The following is a 14,857-nucleotide window of genomic DNA, read 5'->3' as shown; positions in this document are numbered from 1 at the left end:
TCCTTGAGCGTCGAAAAAGAGCTCAAGCAGAGCAAAATGCATCCCGCGTCAGGTGGTACATATGTATGACAGGTCAGCCCTTCGTAATTGATAGGCTCGCAGGACTGCTGAAATGGCTGGCGGCAGTTTAAACTGCGCCTTTGCGACGCTATATGTCGCATTGCCGTAAACCCGGGAAAATCCGGGGTTTGCGCTATAAGAAGTTGTCGCTTGGCGACAAGGCCGGGCTGAAAACTGTCCTTACAATCCCCCCATCGCTCGCCAGTTTCAGGCGGGTGGCCCTCATCAGGAGACTCCGATGTCCGTTGAGCACGCTGCGGTACAACGCGCCGATTTCGACCAGGTTATGGTTCCCAACTACGCGCCTGCCGCTTTCATTCCTGTGCGTGGCGCCGGTTCCCGCGTCTGGGACCAGTCCGGCCGCGAGCTGATCGACTTCGCCGGCGGCATCGCCGTCAACGTATTGGGCCATGCGCATCCGGCGCTGGTCGGTGCCTTGACCGAGCAAGCGAACAAGCTGTGGCACGTGTCCAACGTGTTCACCAACGAGCCGGCCCTGCGCCTGGCGCACAAGCTGATCGACGCCACCTTTGCCGAACGCGTGTTCTTCTGCAACTCCGGCGCCGAAGCCAACGAGGCCGCCTTCAAGCTGGCCCGTCGTGTCGCGTTCGACCGTTTCGGCACCGAGAAGTACGAAATCATCGCTGCGCTCAACAGCTTCCACGGCCGTACTCTGTTCACCGTGAACGTCGGTGGCCAGTCGAAGTATTCCGACGGTTTCGGCCCGAAAATCACCGGCATCACCCACGTGCCGTACAACGATCTGGCGGCGCTGAAAGCCGCTGTTTCGGACAAGACCTGCGCGGTCGTTCTGGAGCCGATCCAGGGCGAAGGCGGCGTGCTGCCGGCCGAGCTGGCTTACCTGCAAGGCGCCCGTGAACTGTGCGACGCAAACAACGCGCTGCTGGTGTTCGACGAAGTGCAGACCGGCATGGGCCGCACCGGCAACCTGTTCGCCTACCAGCATTTCGGTGTGGTTCCGGACATCCTGACCAGCGCCAAGAGCCTGGGCGGCGGTTTCCCGATCGCCGCGATGCTGACCACCGAAGCGCTGGCCAAACACCTGGTCGTCGGCACTCACGGCACCACTTACGGCGGCAACCCGCTGGCGTGCGCCGTGGCCGAAGCGGTGATCGACGTGATCAACACCCCTGAGGTGCTGAACGGCGTCAACGCCAAGCACGACAAGTTCAAGACCCGCCTCCAACAGATCGGCGAGAAATACGGCCTGTTCACCCAGGTGCGTGGTCTCGGTCTGCTGATCGGTTGCGTGCTGAGCGATGCCTGGAAAGGCAAGGCCAAGGACATCTTCAACGCCGCTGAACAAGAAGGCCTGATGATTCTGCAAGCTGGCCCGGACGTGATCCGTTTCGCCCCGAGCCTGGTGGTTGAAGACGCGGACATCGACGCCGGTCTGGATCGCTTCGAACGTGCTGCTGCGAAACTGACCCAAGCCTGATTCATGCAAGACCGCCCGGCGTCTGTCGTCATCGACAGGCGCCGGGACCATTTTCCTGTGCCGGGCCTGCCCGGCATTTTTTTCCCGAGTCGGCGCTTTCGCCGACCTGAAGTAGATAAAGGAGTGACACCATGCTGGTGATGCGCCCCGCGCAAATGGCTGATCTGGGCGAGGTACAGCGTCTGGCTGCGGACAGCCCGATTGGTGTCACTTCCTTGCCGGATGACGTTGAACGCCTGAGCGACAAGATCGCTGCGAGCGAAGCCTCGTTTGCCGCCGAAGTGAGCTTCAACGGCGAAGAGAGTTACTTCTTCGTCCTCGAAGACACTGCCACCGGCAAACTGGTGGGCTGCTCGGCAATCGTTGCGTCGGCCGGTTATTCCGAGCCGTTCTACAGCTTTCGCAACGAGACCTTCGTGCACGCTTCCCGCGAGCTGAAGATCCACAACAAGATCCACGTGCTTTCGCAATGCCACGACCTGACCGGCAACAGCTTGCTGACCAGTTTCTACGTGCAGCGCGAGCTGGTGGGTTCGCCGTGGTCTGAACTCAACTCCCGTGGCCGTCTGCTGTTCGTTGCCAGCCACCCGGAGCGGTTCGCCGATTCGGTGGTGACCGAGATCGTCGGTTACAGCGACGAGAACGGCGACTCGCCGTTCTGGGACGCCATCGGTCGCAACTTCTTCGACCTGAACTACGCCGAGGCCGAGCGTCTGTGTGGCCTGAAAAGCCGTACATTCCTCGCCGAGCTGATGCCGCATTACCCGATCTACGTGCCGCTGCTGCCAGACTCCGCTCAAGAGGCGATGGGCCAGGTGCACCCGCGTGCGCAGATCACCTTCGACATCCTGATGCGCGAAGGCTTCGAGACCGATCACTACATCGACATCTTCGACGGTGGCCCGACCCTGCACGCGCGCGTTTCGGGGATCCGTTCGATCGCCCAGAGCCGCGTGGTGCCGGTGAAGATCGGCGAGCCGGTCAAAGGTGCCGGTCGCCAGTATCTGGTGGCCAATGCCCAGTTGCAGGATTACCGCGCGGTATTGCTTGAACTGGATTACGCGCCGGGCAAACCGGTGACCCTGGATCTGGAAGCGGCCGAAGCCCTGGGCGTCGGTGAAGGTGCCAGCGTGCGCCTGGTGGCGGTTTAACGCCTTAGCGAGTTTCACGGGTGGCCACGGCGGCCCGTTTGAGGAGATAGCATGATTGTTCGTCCCGTACGCAGCAGCGATTTGTCCGCTCTGATCGACCTGGCCCGCAGCACCGGCACCGGCCTGACCACCTTGCCGGCCAACGAAGAGCGCCTGACCCATCGGGTCGGCTGGGCCGAGAAGACCTTTCGCGGTGAAGCCGGCCGTGGCGACGCGGACTACCTGTTCGTGCTCGAAGACGATGACGGTCGCGTGGTGGGGATTTCCGCCATCGCCGGCGCCGTCGGTCTGCGCGAGCCTTGGTACAACTTCCGCGTCGGCCTGACCGTCAGCGCCTCGCAGGAACTGAACATCTATCGCGAGATCCCGACGCTGTTCCTGGCCAACGACCTGACCGGCAACTCCGAACTGTGCTCGCTGTTCCTGCACGCCGATTACCGCACCGGCCTCAATGGCCGCATGCTGTCCAAGGCGCGGATGCTGTTCATCGCCGAATTCCCGCAACTGTTCGGCAACAAGATCATCGCCGAGATGCGCGGTGTGTCGGATGATGCTGGCCGTTCGCCGTTCTGGGAAAGCCTGGGCCGTCACTTCTTCAAGATGGAATTCAGCCAGGCCGATTACCTGACCGGTGTCGGCAACAAGGCGTTCATCGCTGAACTGATGCCGAAATTCCCGCTGTACACCTGCTTCCTGTCGCCGGACGCGCGCAACGTCATCGGTCAGGTGCACCCGGACACCGAGCCGGCGCTGGCGATGCTCAAGAGCGAAGGCTTCAGCTATCAGGGTTACGTCGATATCTTCGACGCAGGTCCAGCCATCGAGTGCGAGACCAGCAAGATCCGCGCGGTGCGTGACAGCGAAGCGCTGGTGCTGGCCATCGGCACGCCGGGCGACGACGCCACGCCGTTCATCATCCATAACCGCAAACGCGAAGACTGCCGCATCACGGCTGCGCCGGCCCGTCTGGCTGCCGGCACTCTGGTGGTCGATCCGCTGACCGCCAAACGTCTTCAACTCAACGCTGGCGATCAGGTTCGCGCCGTGGCGTTGTCTGCTGCTCGGGAGTCGAAATAATGAATTCGCTATACATCGCAGGTGAGTGGCTGGCCGGTCAGGGCGAGGCCTTTCAATCGCTGAACCCGGTGACCCAGCAAGTGCTGTGGTCGGGGGAGGGCGCCACCGCCGCTCAGGTCGAGTCGGCCGTGCAGGCTGCGCGTCAGGCGTTCCCGGGCTGGGCCCGTCGTACCCTGGAAGATCGCATCAGCGTGCTCGAAGCGTTCGCCGCCGCGCTGAAAAACCACGCTGATGAGCTGGCCCGCACCATCGGTGAGGAAACCGGCAAACCGCTGTGGGAAGCCGCGACCGAAGTCACCAGCATGGTCAACAAGATCGCGATCTCGGTGCAGAGCTACCGCGAACGCACCGGCGAGAAGAGCGGCCCGTTGGGCGACGCCACCGCCGTATTGCGCCACAAGCCGCACGGCGTGGTCGCGGTGTTCGGCCCTTACAACTTCCCTGGCCATTTGCCGAACGGCCACATCGTGCCGGCGCTGCTGGCCGGTAACAGCGTGCTGTTCAAACCGAGCGAGCTGACTCCGAAAGTCGCCGAGCTGACGGTCAAGTGCTGGATCGAAGCCGGTCTGCCGGCCGGCGTGCTGAACCTGCTGCAAGGCGCCCGTGAAACCGGGATCGCTCTGGCGGCGAACCCGGGCATCGACGGTCTGTTCTTCACCGGTTCGAGCCGTACCGGCAATCACCTGCACCAGCAGTTCGCCGGTCGTCCGGACAAGATCCTCGCGCTGGAAATGGGCGGCAACAACCCGCTGGTGGTCGATCAGGTCGCTGATCTTGATGCGGCGGTGTACACGATTATTCAGTCGGCATTCATTTCTGCCGGTCAGCGTTGCACCTGCGCCCGTCGTCTGCTGGTGCCGGAAGGCGCGTGGGGCGACAGCCTGCTCAAGCGTCTGGTGGAAGTCAGCTCGACCATCGAAGTCGGTGCATTCGACCAGCAGCCGGCGCCGTTCATGGGCTCGGTGGTTTCCCTCGGCGCGGCAAAAGCGCTGATGGATGCCCAGGCGCATTTGCTGGCCAATGGCGCGGTTTCGCTGCTGGCGATGACTCAACCACAGGCGAAGTCGGCGCTGCTGACCCCGGGCATCGTTGATGTGACGGCGGTTGCCGATCGCTCCGATGAAGAACTGTTCGGCCCGTTGCTGCAAGTGATCCGCTACGCCGATTTCGCGGCGGCGATTGCCGAAGCCAACGACACCGCGTTTGGTCTGGCCGCTGGCCTGCTGTCGGATTCCGAAGAGCGCTACCAGCAGTTCTGGCTGGAAAGCCGTGCCGGTATCGTCAACTGGAACAAACAGCTGACGGGTGCTGCGAGCAGCGCGCCGTTCGGCGGTGTCGGCGCTTCGGGCAACCACCGCGCCAGTGCCTACTACGCGGCGGATTACTGCGCGTACCCGGTGGCCTCGCTGGAAACCCCGAGCCTGGTGATGCCGGCGGCCCTGACGCCTGGCGTGAAGATGGCGTGATGCCCATCGCTGGCAAGCCAGCTCCCACAAGGACGATGAGATTCCTGTGGGAGCTGGCTTGCCAGCGATGGCCGCGCCGCGGTCTCAAAGAATAGTTACTGAAGCCTATAACAACAGATTCTCGTGGAGCCTCGCTGATGAAATCCTATGAAGTCAATTTTGACGGTCTAGTGGGGCCGACCCATAACTACGGTGGTCTGTCCTACGGCAACGTTGCGTCCCAGAGCAACAGCCAGCAGTCTTCGAACCCGAAGGAAGCGGCGCTGCAAGGTCTGGCGAAAATGAAAGCGCTGATGGAAATGGGCTTTCAGCAGGGCGTTCTCGCACCGCAGGAGCGTCCGGACGTGACTGCTCTGCGCCGTCTGGGTTTCAGCGGCACCGATGCTCAGGTGATCGAGCGCGCCGCCAAAGAAGCGATGCCGTTGCTGGTTGCCAGCTGCTCGGCGTCGAGCATGTGGGTGGCCAACGCCGCCACGGTCAGCCCGAGCGCCGACACCGCTGACGGTCGCGTGCACTTCACCGCCGCCAACCTGAACTGCAAATACCACCGCAGCATCGAGCACCCGACCACCAGTCGCGTGCTGGGCGCGATGTTCGCCAACCAGCAGCACTTCGCTCATCACGCCGCATTGCCGGCAGTGGCGCAGTTCGGCGACGAAGGCGCGGCGAACCACACGCGTTTCTGCCGTGAGTACGGCGAGGCCGGCGTCGAGTTCTTCGTGTTCGGTCGCAGTGCGTTCGACACCCGTTACCCGGCGCCGCAGAAATACCCGGCGCGCCAGACCCTCGAAGCGTCGCAAGCAGTCGCTCGTTTGCACGGCCTGCGTGACGACGGCGTGGTCTACGCGCAACAGAATCCTGCGGTGATCGATCAGGGCGTGTTCCACAACGACGTGATCGCGGTGGGCAACGGCGAGGTGCTGTTCTATCACGAGGACGCGTTCCTCGACACCGATCAGATGCTGGCCGAACTGCAAGCCAAACTGGCCAAGGTCGGCGGCAACTTCCAGTCGGTCTGCGTACCGCGTTCGGCGGTCACCGTGGACGACGCGGTGCGTTCCTATCTGTTCAACAGCCAGCTGCTGTCGCGCCCTGACGGTTCGATGCTGCTGATCGTGCCGGAAGAGTGCCGTGGCAACGAGCGCGTGTGGAATTACCTGCAAGGCCTGACCAGCTCCGGCGGCCTGATCCGCGAAGTAAAAGTCTTCGATCTCAAGCAAAGCATGCAGAACGGCGGTGGCCCGGCTTGCCTGCGTCTGCGCGTCGCGCTCAACGAAACCGAGCTGGCGGCCGTCAACCCAGGGGTTATCATGACCGCCCCGTTGTACGGTTCGTTGACCGCATGGGTTGAAAAGCACTACCGCGACCGCCTGACCGAAAGTGATCTGGCGGATCCGCAATTGCTGCTTGAATGCCGGACGGCACTGGATGAACTGACGCAAATCCTTAAACTGGGCGCGGTTTATCCATTCCAGATCAATTGATGGCCGGCGCGCCGCCTGAACGCGGCGCGCGGCTTGTCTCCCCAACAGAGCGTAAAAAAAGACATGAGCGATTCCATGCAGCTGATCCTTGAAGACACTGACGGCAAGCAAACGGACATTTCCTGCAACCGCTTCGCGGTCAAGTGGCAAGGCAAAGAGCTGTGGATCCAGCAGGACCCCCGCGGCCAACTGTTGATCGGCGTGGATGTCGAAGAGGGCGACGAAGAGTACGCCAACCTGCTGTTGCGCCCATTGGCGACTAATCTGGTAAGTCTGCAACTGGAGATGGAACCGGCTGATCTCGGCGACGATGACGGCCACGTGCACGGCCCGGATTGCAATCACGACCATTAAGGAAACCGCTCTATGCTCGCCCTCGGCAAACTGCTTGAACTGACCCTCGCCGGCCGCGAACCGGCGGAGAAGACTCAACTGACTGTCGAAGGCGTGCGCATGCGCTGGCTGAGCGAAGGTGCGCTGGAAGTCCGGCCACCCGAAGCGCGCGACAATGGCCTGGACCTGCTGCTGTCGGCAGGAATCCACGGCAACGAAACGGCACCGATCGAATTGCTCGACCGGTTGCTGCATGACATCGCTCGCGGCGATCTGAAGCCGCGCGCACGCATTCTGTTCCTGTTCGGCAACCCGGAAGCGATTCGCAAGGGCGAGCGTTTCGTCGAGCAGGACGTCAATCGGCTGTTCAACGGCCGTCACGAACAAAGCAGCGGTTCCGAAGCCCTGCGCGCCTGCGAGCTGGAACGCCTGGCGGCGAGTTTCTTCAGTCTTCCTGATCGTCAGCGCCTGCACTACGACCTGCACACCGCGATTCGTGGTTCGAAGATCGAGCAGTTCGCTTTATATCCGTGGAAGGAAGGTCGCCAGCATTCCCGTCTTGAGCTGGCCCGCCTGCGCGCCGCCGGCATGGAAGCGGTGCTGTTGCAGAACAAGCCGTCGATCGTGTTCAGCTCCTACACCTACGACAAGCTGGGGGCCGAGTCCTTCACGCTGGAACTGGGCAAGGCGCGGCCGTTCGGGCAGAACGCCGGGGTCAATGTGTCACTGCTGGAAACCCGCCTGAAGCAGATCATCGAAGGCACTGAGCCGGAAATGGCAGAGCAGGGCCTGGACGGTCTGCAACTGTTCAGCGTGGCACGGGAAATCATCAAGCACAGCGATGCGTTCCGTCTGAACCTGCCGGCGGACATCGAAAACTTTTCGGAACTGGATGTGGGTTATGTGCTGGCCGAAGATCTGGCCAATACCCGCTGGATTATCGAAGAGCAGGGCGCGCGGATCATCTTCCCCAACCCCAAGGTCAAGAACGGCCTGCGGGCGGGCATTCTGATCGTGCCGACCACTGACGAAAATCTTGCCTGAAACTGAATCTCCCCCGCGCAGCGCGCGGGGGAGATCGTTATTGCATCAGACCGCTACGGCGCGCGGCTCGGTGCGGCGCAACGCACGCACTTTCTGCAGCGTATCGGCGCAGGTCTTCGCCGCTTCCTGACCCTTGTGCACGAAATGCTCGAAGAAGAACTTCAGGTGTTCTTCGCCGGCATGGAAGTGGTGCGGGGTCAGCGATACCGAGAACACTGGCACTTCGGTTTCCAGCTGAACCTGCATCAGGCCGCTGACCACCGACTGGGCGACGAACTCGTGACGGTAGATTCCACCGTCCACCACCAGGGCGGCGGCAACGATACCGGCATAACGACCGGTCTTGGCCAGCAGCTTGGCGTGCAGAGGCATTTCAAAGGCGCCGCCGACTTCGAAGAAATCGATGTCCGATTCCTGATAACCCTGAGCGATCATTTCGGCGAGGAAGCCTTTACGGCTCTGGTCGACGATTTCCTTGTGCCAGCAGGCCTGGATGAACGCGACGCGCTCGCCGTGAGTGTGTTTGCTTTTGCTGTCGATAGCGGTGGGTTGCATGTTCTGACTCCTGTTTGTGTGAAAAACAGGGCGTTATGAATCGAAAGGGATTCAAGGGTACGCACGCTCGCGCGAACACGGCGGACGGCCCTTTGGCGTCAATCCCGTTCTCTCTTCATCCGGACTATGACCGTCGGCCCCGGAATCACACCGGGTCTGCTGACCTTGCCGCCGCTCACGGTTTTTGCCGTGTCCGTCACCAAGCGCTCGCGGGCTATGCGCATTGCGCGCAATTACCGCCGGTGGGGAATTGCACCCCGCCCTGAGAACGTTTCGCCGCCCTTTATCGGGCGGCGCAGCGTTTTTAACACAGATTGCCGGACTGTGCATTGCGCCTTTGTGATGATTGTCATCGGATTTTTCGAAGCGCAGGAAACGACTTTTCCTTGCGCAAGGGTTGATTAATCCGCGCCATGCCCGCAGTAATTCCTCTTCGTAAAGGGATTTCCCCTACTGACTTGAGGCCAGGTTCATGAGCGTTATCGATCTTCGCAGCGACACCGTCACTCAACCGACTCCCGCCATGCTCGACGCGATGACCCGCGCCGACACCGGCGATGACGTGTATGGCGAAGATCCGACGGTCAATCGTCTGGAAGGCGAACTGGCGAAACGGCTGGGTTTCGCCGCCGCGCTGTTCGTTCCGACCGGCACCATGAGCAACCTGCTGGGCCTGATGGCGCACTGCGAGCGCGGTGACGAGTACATCGTCGGTCAACAGGCGCACACCTATAAGTACGAGGGCGGCGGCGCAGCGGTGCTCGGTTCGATCCAGCCGCAGCCGCTGGAAGTGCAGGCCGATGGTTCGCTGGACCTGGATCAGGTGGCAGCGGCGATCAAGCCTGATGACTTCCACTTCGCCCGCACCCGCCTGCTGGCGCTGGAAAACACCATGCAGGGCAAAGTGCTGCCGCTGGACTATCTGGCCCGGGCCCGTCAGTTCACTCAGGACAATGGCCTGCAGCTGCATCTGGACGGCGCGCGGCTGTACAACGCGGCGGTCAAGCTAGGGGTCGATGCCCGGGAAATCACCCAATATTTCGATTCGGTCTCGGTGTGCCTGTCCAAAGGCCTCGGCGCGCCGGTCGGCTCGGTGCTGTGCGGTTCGTCGGCGTTGATTGCAAAGGCCCGGCGCCTTCGCAAAATGGTCGGTGGCGGTATGCGCCAGGCCGGATTGCTGGCGGCGGCGGGGCTGTATGCGTTGGATCACCACGTTGAGCGTCTTGCGGATGACCATGCCAACGCGCAGTTGCTGGCCGAAGGCCTGCGCGAGGCCGGTTTCAGCGTCGAACCGGTGCAGACCAACATGGTTTACGTGCAGATGGGCGACCGTGCCGAGGCGATCAAGGCATTCGCTGCCGAGCGCGGGATCAAATTGAGTGCCGCCTCGCGGTTGCGGATGGTCACGCACATGGACGTCAATCGCTCGCAAATCGAGCAAGTGATCGCGACATTCGTCGAGTTTTCGCGCAAGTGACAGCGTTAGCCACCCAATTGACCGTTTCTATCGTATAAACACGCTGTACCCCGCGCGCAGGGCCGATATAATGCGGCCCTTTGCCGTCGTTTCGTCTGTTGACGTTTCGTACAGGCCTTTGGCCGCAGCCTCCGTGGAAGAACCTAATGAAAAGCGCAGAAATCCGTGAAGCCTTCCTTCGCTTCTTCGAAGAGCAAGGCCACACCCGTGTAGCCTCCAGCTCTTTGATTCCGGGCAACGACCCAACCCTGCTGTTCACCAACGCGGGGATGAACCAGTTCAAGGACTGCTTCCTGGGCCAGGAAAAGCGCGCGTATACCCGTGCGACCAGCAGCCAGAAATGCGTGCGTGCCGGTGGCAAGAACAGCGACCTGGAAAACGTCGGTTATACCGCCCGTCACCACACTTTCTTCGAAATGCTGGGCAACTTCAGCTTCGGGGACTATTTCAAGCACGACGCGATTACCTTCGCCTGGACATTCCTGACCGGCGTTCTGAAACTGCCGAAGGAAAAACTCTGGGTCACCGTCTACGCCTCCGACGACGAAGCGTATGACATCTGGACCCAGCAAGTCGGTGTGCCGGTCGAGCGCATGATCCGCATCGGCGACAACAAAGGCGCGCCTTACGCGTCCGACAACTTCTGGACCATGGGCGATACCGGCCCGTGCGGCCCATGCACCGAGATTTTCTACGATCACGGCGACCACATCTGGGGCGGCCCTCCGGGTTCGCCGGAAGAAGACGGCGACCGTTACATTGAGATCTGGAACAACGTGTTCATGCAGTTCAACCGCACCGCCGACGGCGTGTTGCATCCGTTGCCAGCGCCGTCGGTGGATACCGGCATGGGCCTGGAGCGGATCAGTGCGGTGATGCAGCACGTCAACTCCAACTATGACATCGATCTGTTCAAGAACCTGCTGAAAGCTTCGGCTGAGGCAATCGGTTGCGAAAATGGCGATCAGTCGTCGCTCAAGGTTGTTTCCGACCACATCCGTTCGTGCGGTTTCCTGATCGCCGACGGCGTGCTGCCGTCCAACGAAGGCCGTGGCTACGTGCTGCGCCGGATCATCCGTCGTGCCTGCCGTCACGGTAACAAGCTGGGCGCCACCGGCAGCTTCTTCTACAAGATCGTTGCGGCACTGGTCGCCGAGATGGGCGAAGCGTTCCCGGAACTGAAGAAGCAGCAATCCAACATCGAGCGCGTGCTAAAGGCCGAAGAAGAGCAGTTCTCGAAGACCCTGGATCACGGCTTGAAGATCCTCGAGCAGGATCTGCTGGAACTCAAAGGCACCGTGGTGCCGGGTGACGTGGTGTTCAAACTCTACGACACCTACGGTTTCCCGATGGACCTGACCGCGGACATCGCTCGCGAGCGCAGTCTGACCATCGACGAAGTCGGTTTCGAACGCGAGATGGAAGCCCAGCGTGTTCGTGCACGTTCGGCCAGTTCGTTCGGTCTGGACTACAACACGCTGGTCAAGGTTGATGTGGCCACCGAGTTCACCGGTTACACCGACACCAGCGGTTCGGCGAAAATTGTCGCTATCTATAAAGATGGCCAGTCGGTCGACGTCTTGAATGAAGGCGAAGAGGCGGTGATCGTTCTGAATCAGACGCCGTTCTACGCTGAATCCGGCGGCCAGGTGGGCGATTGCGGTTACCTGCAGGCCGGCAACAGCCGTTTTGATGTGCGCGACACCACCAAGACCGGCGGCGCGTTCCTGCACCACGGCGTGCTGGCGTCCGGCAGCCTGACTATCGCTGCACCGGTTGAAACGCATGTCGATGCTGAAGTGCGTCATGCGACTTCGTTGAATCACTCGGCCACCCACTTGCTGCACGCTGCGCTGCGTCAGGTATTGGGCGAGCACGTTCAGCAGAAAGGTTCGTTGGTCGACAGTCAGCGCCTGCGTTTCGACTTCAGCCACTTTGAAGCGATCAAGCCGGAGCAGATCAAGGCGCTGGAAGACATCGTCAACGCCGAGATTCGCAAGAACTCCGCTGTTGAAACCGAAGAAACCGACATCGAAACCGCCAAGCAGAAAGGCGCGATGGCGCTGTTCGGCGAGAAGTACGGCGACAACGTGCGCGTGCTGAGCATGGGCGGTGATTTCTCCGTCGAGTTGTGCGGCGGTATCCACGCCAACCGTACCGGCGACATCGGCCTGCTGAAAATCATCAGCGAAGGCGGTGTGGCATCGGGCGTGCGTCGTATCGAAGCGGTCACCGGCGCTGCGGCGCTGGCTTACTTGAACGCTGCTGAAGAACAACTCAAGGAAGCGGCCAGCCTGGTCAAGGGCAGCCGCGACAACCTGATCGACAAGCTGTCGGCTGTGCTGGAGCGCAACCGTGCGCTTGAAAAACAGCTCGAGCAGTTGCAGGCCAAGGCTGCCGCCGCTGCCGGCGACGATCTGTCGGTCTCGGCCGTGGACGTCAAGGGCGTGAAAGTGCTGGCCGTGCGTCTGGATGGTCAGGACGGCAAGGCGCTGCTGGCGCTGGTCGATCAGCTGAAAAACAAACTCGGCCGCGCAGTGATCCTGCTCGGCAGTGTCCATGAGGAAAAGGTCGTATTGGTTGCAGGCGTAACCAAGGACCTGACTGGCCAACTCAAAGCCGGTGATTTGATGAAACAGGCTGCTGCGGCAGTGGGCGGGAAGGGCGGTGGTCGTCCGGACATGGCGCAGGGCGGCGGTGTCGACGCCGGCGCACTGGATGGCGCACTGGCGCTGACCGTTCCATTCGTCGAGCAGGGTTTATAAGACGGCCCGTCGGGCCCGCAGTCTAGTGGCGGGCCCGGCGGCTGTTCGAGTGATTATTGGGCGCCCTTCATGGGCAGAGGCGGCTTTGAAATGGCTTTGATCGTACAGAAATTTGGAGGCACCTCGGTCGGCACTGTCGAGAGAATCGAGCAGGTCGCCGACAAGGTTAAGAAATTCCGCGATGCCGGCGATGACCTGGTGGTTGTGCTGTCTGCAATGAGCGGCGAAACCAACCGTCTGATCGATCTGGCCAAGCAAATCAGTGGCGAAGATCAACCGGTTCCTCGTGAACTGGACGTGATCGTTTCCACTGGTGAGCAGGTGACGATCGCCCTGTTGGCCATGGCGCTGATCAAGCGCGGTGTGCCGGCGGTGTCGTACACCGGCAACCAGGTGCGGATCCTGACGGACAGCGCGCACAATAAAGCGCGTATCTTGCAAATTGATGACCAGAAGATTCGCGGTGACCTGAAAGCAGGTCGCGTGGTGGTGGTCGCCGGTTTCCAGGGCGTCGACGAGCACGGCAACATCACGACCCTGGGTCGTGGCGGTTCCGACACCACCGGTGTGGCGCTGGCCGCTGCGCTGAAGGCTGACGAATGCCAGATCTACACCGACGTCGATGGTGTCTACACCACTGACCCGCGTGTGGTATCGGTTGCTCAGCGTCTGGACAAGATCACCTTCGAAGAGATGCTGGAAATGGCCAGCCTCGGTTCCAAGGTGCTGCAGATCCGCGCCGTGGAGTTCGCCGGCAAGTACAACGTTCCGCTGCGCGTACTGCACAGCTTCAAGGAGGGTCCGGGCACCCTCATTACTATTGATGAAGAGGAAACCATGGAACAGCCGATCATTTCCGGCATCGCTTTCAACCGCGATGAAGCCAAGCTGACCATCCGTGGCGTGCCAGACACCCCGGGCGTGGCGTTCAAGATTCTCGGCCCGATCAGTGCCGCGAACATCGAAGTCGACATGATCGTGCAGAACGTCGCGCACGATAACACCACCGACTTCACCTTCACCGTGCACCGCAACGACTACCAGTCCGCGCAAACCGTGCTGGAAAACACCGCTCGCGAGATCGGTGCCCGTGAAGTGGTTGGCGACACCAAGATTGCCAAGGTCTCGATCGTCGGCGTCGGCATGCGTTCCCACGCAGGCGTGGCCAGCCGCATGTTCGAATCCCTGGCAAAAGAAAGCATCAACATCCAGATGATCTCGACCTCGGAAATCAAGGTTTCCGTGGTGATCGAAGAGAAGTACCTGGAACTGGCCGTGCGCGCCCTGCACACGGCTTTCGAACTGGACGCTCCGGCCCGTCAGGGCGAGTAATCCTGGTCAATGAAGGGCGCGGTCTGACCGCGCCCTTTATTTTTTGAATGGCGTGAGCCCTGAACTGTTCTTTTGCTCGCGCTGGTCAATACTCAGGCATGTAGGGCTACGATCGCTCCGGTTGTAGGTCGGGTGCCTTTTTTTTGCAGACTGTTGTCCCTGAAATGATTCGCGTGAGGAGAAAGGTATGCTGATTCTGACTCGTCGGTGCGCAGAAAGCCTGATTATCGGTGATGGCGAAATCACCGTGACCGTGCTCGGCGTTAAAGGAAATCAAGTGCGTATCGGCGTCAACGCCCCGAAAGAGGTGGCCGTGCACCGTGAAGAAATCTATCTGCGTATAAAGAAAGAGAAGGACGAAGAACCAAGCCATTAATTTTTATCGATTTTTATGTTTGCAAACGGGGAAGAAGGTGGTTAATATACGCCCCGTGTTGCGGAGAGCTGGCCGAGTGGCCGAAGGCGCTCCCCTGCTAAGGGAGTACACCTCAAAAGGGTGTCGGGGGTTCGAATCCCCCGTTCTCCGCCATTATTTGCTTAGTACGTTGTAATCTGGCTTTTTCTGTAAGTTGTTGAAATTTATAGAAAAAGTGGTTGGAATAGAGATTAGACGGGCTATAATGCGGCGCAACAAATGCACTCGTAGCTCAGCTG

General features: G+C 60.8%; 12 protein-coding genes, 1 tRNA gene and 1 riboswitch. Of the genes, 12 read left to right on the top strand and 1 reads right to left on the bottom strand.

Features of this window, described 5'->3' with window-relative positions:
- Positions 1-298 precede the first annotated feature (298 nt).
- From PMI24_RS02650 to astE, 7 genes are all read left to right on the top strand, one after another.
- Positions 299-1,519, top strand: a complete 1,221-nt coding sequence (locus PMI24_RS02650; RefSeq protein ID WP_007951058.1) for an aspartate aminotransferase family protein — start codon at positions 299-301, stop codon at positions 1,517-1,519.
- Between the two features lie 131 nt (positions 1,520-1,650).
- Positions 1,651-2,670 carry an arginine/ornithine succinyltransferase subunit alpha gene (gene aruF / locus PMI24_RS02645; RefSeq protein ID WP_007951057.1) on the top strand — a complete coding sequence of 340 codons (1,020 nt, stop codon included), beginning with the start codon at positions 1,651-1,653 and terminating at the stop codon, positions 2,668-2,670.
- A gap of 51 nt (positions 2,671-2,721) precedes the next feature.
- Positions 2,722-3,747: an arginine N-succinyltransferase gene (gene astA, locus PMI24_RS02640; RefSeq protein ID WP_007951056.1), complete on the top strand. Its 1,026-nt coding sequence runs from the start codon at positions 2,722-2,724 to the stop codon at positions 3,745-3,747.
- Entirely contained in the window at positions 3,744-5,213 is a 1,470-nt protein-coding gene (astD, locus tag PMI24_RS02635) for a succinylglutamate-semialdehyde dehydrogenase (protein ID WP_162831781.1), read from the top strand. The genes astA and astD overlap by 4 nt, the downstream gene beginning before the upstream one ends.
- Before the next feature lie 137 nt (positions 5,214-5,350).
- The gene (gene astB / locus PMI24_RS02630; protein WP_007951054.1) at positions 5,351-6,697 is read left to right on the top strand and encodes an N-succinylarginine dihydrolase; all 1,347 of its coding nucleotides are present in this window, start codon (positions 5,351-5,353) and stop codon (positions 6,695-6,697) included.
- A 63-nt stretch (positions 6,698-6,760) separates the two neighbouring features.
- Positions 6,761-7,051 carry a hypothetical protein gene (locus PMI24_RS02625; RefSeq protein WP_045121633.1) on the top strand — a complete coding sequence of 97 codons (291 nt, stop codon included), beginning with the start codon at positions 6,761-6,763 and terminating at the stop codon, positions 7,049-7,051.
- 12 nt (positions 7,052-7,063) lie between these two features.
- A complete protein-coding gene (gene astE / locus PMI24_RS02620) occupies positions 7,064-8,074 on the top strand; it encodes a succinylglutamate desuccinylase (RefSeq protein WP_007951052.1) in 1,011 nt (336 codons plus the stop codon).
- Positions 8,075-8,119: 45 nt separating this feature from the next.
- On the opposite strand, the gene PMI24_RS02615 is transcribed toward astE, so the two are convergent.
- Positions 8,120-8,629: a 6,7-dimethyl-8-ribityllumazine synthase gene (locus tag PMI24_RS02615; protein ID WP_007951051.1), complete on the bottom strand. Its 510-nt coding sequence runs from the start codon at positions 8,627-8,629 to the stop codon at positions 8,120-8,122.
- Between the two features lie 102 nt (positions 8,630-8,731).
- A riboswitch (FMN riboswitch) is annotated at positions 8,732-8,903 on the bottom strand.
- A gap of 198 nt (positions 8,904-9,101) precedes the next feature.
- Between PMI24_RS02615 and ltaE the strand changes: the two genes are divergently transcribed.
- The 5 genes from ltaE (at position 9,102) to PMI24_RS02590 (ending at position 14,732) form a co-directional block, all read left to right on the top strand.
- Positions 9,102-10,106: a low-specificity L-threonine aldolase gene (ltaE, locus tag PMI24_RS02610; RefSeq protein WP_007951050.1), complete on the top strand. Its 1,005-nt coding sequence runs from the start codon at positions 9,102-9,104 to the stop codon at positions 10,104-10,106.
- A gap of 146 nt (positions 10,107-10,252) precedes the next feature.
- Positions 10,253-12,871 carry an alanine--tRNA ligase gene (gene alaS, locus PMI24_RS02605; RefSeq protein WP_007951049.1) on the top strand — a complete coding sequence of 873 codons (2,619 nt, stop codon included), beginning with the start codon at positions 10,253-10,255 and terminating at the stop codon, positions 12,869-12,871.
- 90 nt (positions 12,872-12,961) lie between these two features.
- The gene (locus tag PMI24_RS02600) at positions 12,962-14,203 is read left to right on the top strand and encodes an aspartate kinase (protein ID WP_007951048.1); all 1,242 of its coding nucleotides are present in this window, start codon (positions 12,962-12,964) and stop codon (positions 14,201-14,203) included.
- A gap of 187 nt (positions 14,204-14,390) precedes the next feature.
- Positions 14,391-14,579 (top strand): carbon storage regulator CsrA, encoded by a 189-nt coding sequence (gene csrA / locus PMI24_RS02595; RefSeq protein ID WP_002554426.1) that lies wholly within the window; start codon positions 14,391-14,393, stop codon positions 14,577-14,579.
- Between the two features lie 62 nt (positions 14,580-14,641).
- Positions 14,642-14,732 (top strand) — tRNA-Ser (locus PMI24_RS02590).
- Positions 14,733-14,857 lie beyond the last annotated feature (125 nt).

Origin of the sequence: Pseudomonas sp. GM25, assembly GCF_000282255.1 — a bacterium.
GTDB classification, from domain to species: Bacteria; Pseudomonadota; Gammaproteobacteria; order Pseudomonadales; family Pseudomonadaceae; genus Aquipseudomonas; species Aquipseudomonas aphyarum.
The sequence above is the reverse complement of the archived record's forward strand: the minus strand, read 5'-3'. Positions and strand labels throughout refer to the sequence as shown.

Bases quoted from the DNA above. Each gene is read 5' to 3' on its own strand.
- PMI24_RS02650 (WP_007951058.1), top strand. From the start codon at position 299: ATGTCCGTTGAGCACGCTGCGGTACAACGCGCCGATTTCGACCAGGTT.
- aruF (WP_007951057.1), top strand. From the start codon at position 1,651: ATGCTGGTGATGCGCCCCGCGCAAATGGCTGATCTGGGCGAGGTACAG.
- astA (WP_007951056.1), top strand. From the start codon at position 2,722: ATGATTGTTCGTCCCGTACGCAGCAGCGATTTGTCCGCTCTGATCGAC.
- astB (WP_007951054.1), top strand. From the start codon at position 5,351: ATGAAATCCTATGAAGTCAATTTTGACGGTCTAGTGGGGCCGACCCAT.
- PMI24_RS02625 (WP_045121633.1), top strand. From the start codon at position 6,761: ATGAGCGATTCCATGCAGCTGATCCTTGAAGACACTGACGGCAAGCAA.
- astE (WP_007951052.1), top strand. From the start codon at position 7,064: ATGCTCGCCCTCGGCAAACTGCTTGAACTGACCCTCGCCGGCCGCGAA.
- PMI24_RS02615 (WP_007951051.1), bottom strand. From the start codon at position 8,629: ATGCAACCCACCGCTATCGACAGCAAAAGCAAACACACTCACGGCGAG.
- ltaE (WP_007951050.1), top strand. From the start codon at position 9,102: ATGAGCGTTATCGATCTTCGCAGCGACACCGTCACTCAACCGACTCCC.
- alaS (WP_007951049.1), top strand. From the start codon at position 10,253: ATGAAAAGCGCAGAAATCCGTGAAGCCTTCCTTCGCTTCTTCGAAGAG.
- PMI24_RS02600 (WP_007951048.1), top strand. From the start codon at position 12,962: ATGGCTTTGATCGTACAGAAATTTGGAGGCACCTCGGTCGGCACTGTC.
- csrA (WP_002554426.1), top strand. From the start codon at position 14,391: ATGCTGATTCTGACTCGTCGGTGCGCAGAAAGCCTGATTATCGGTGAT.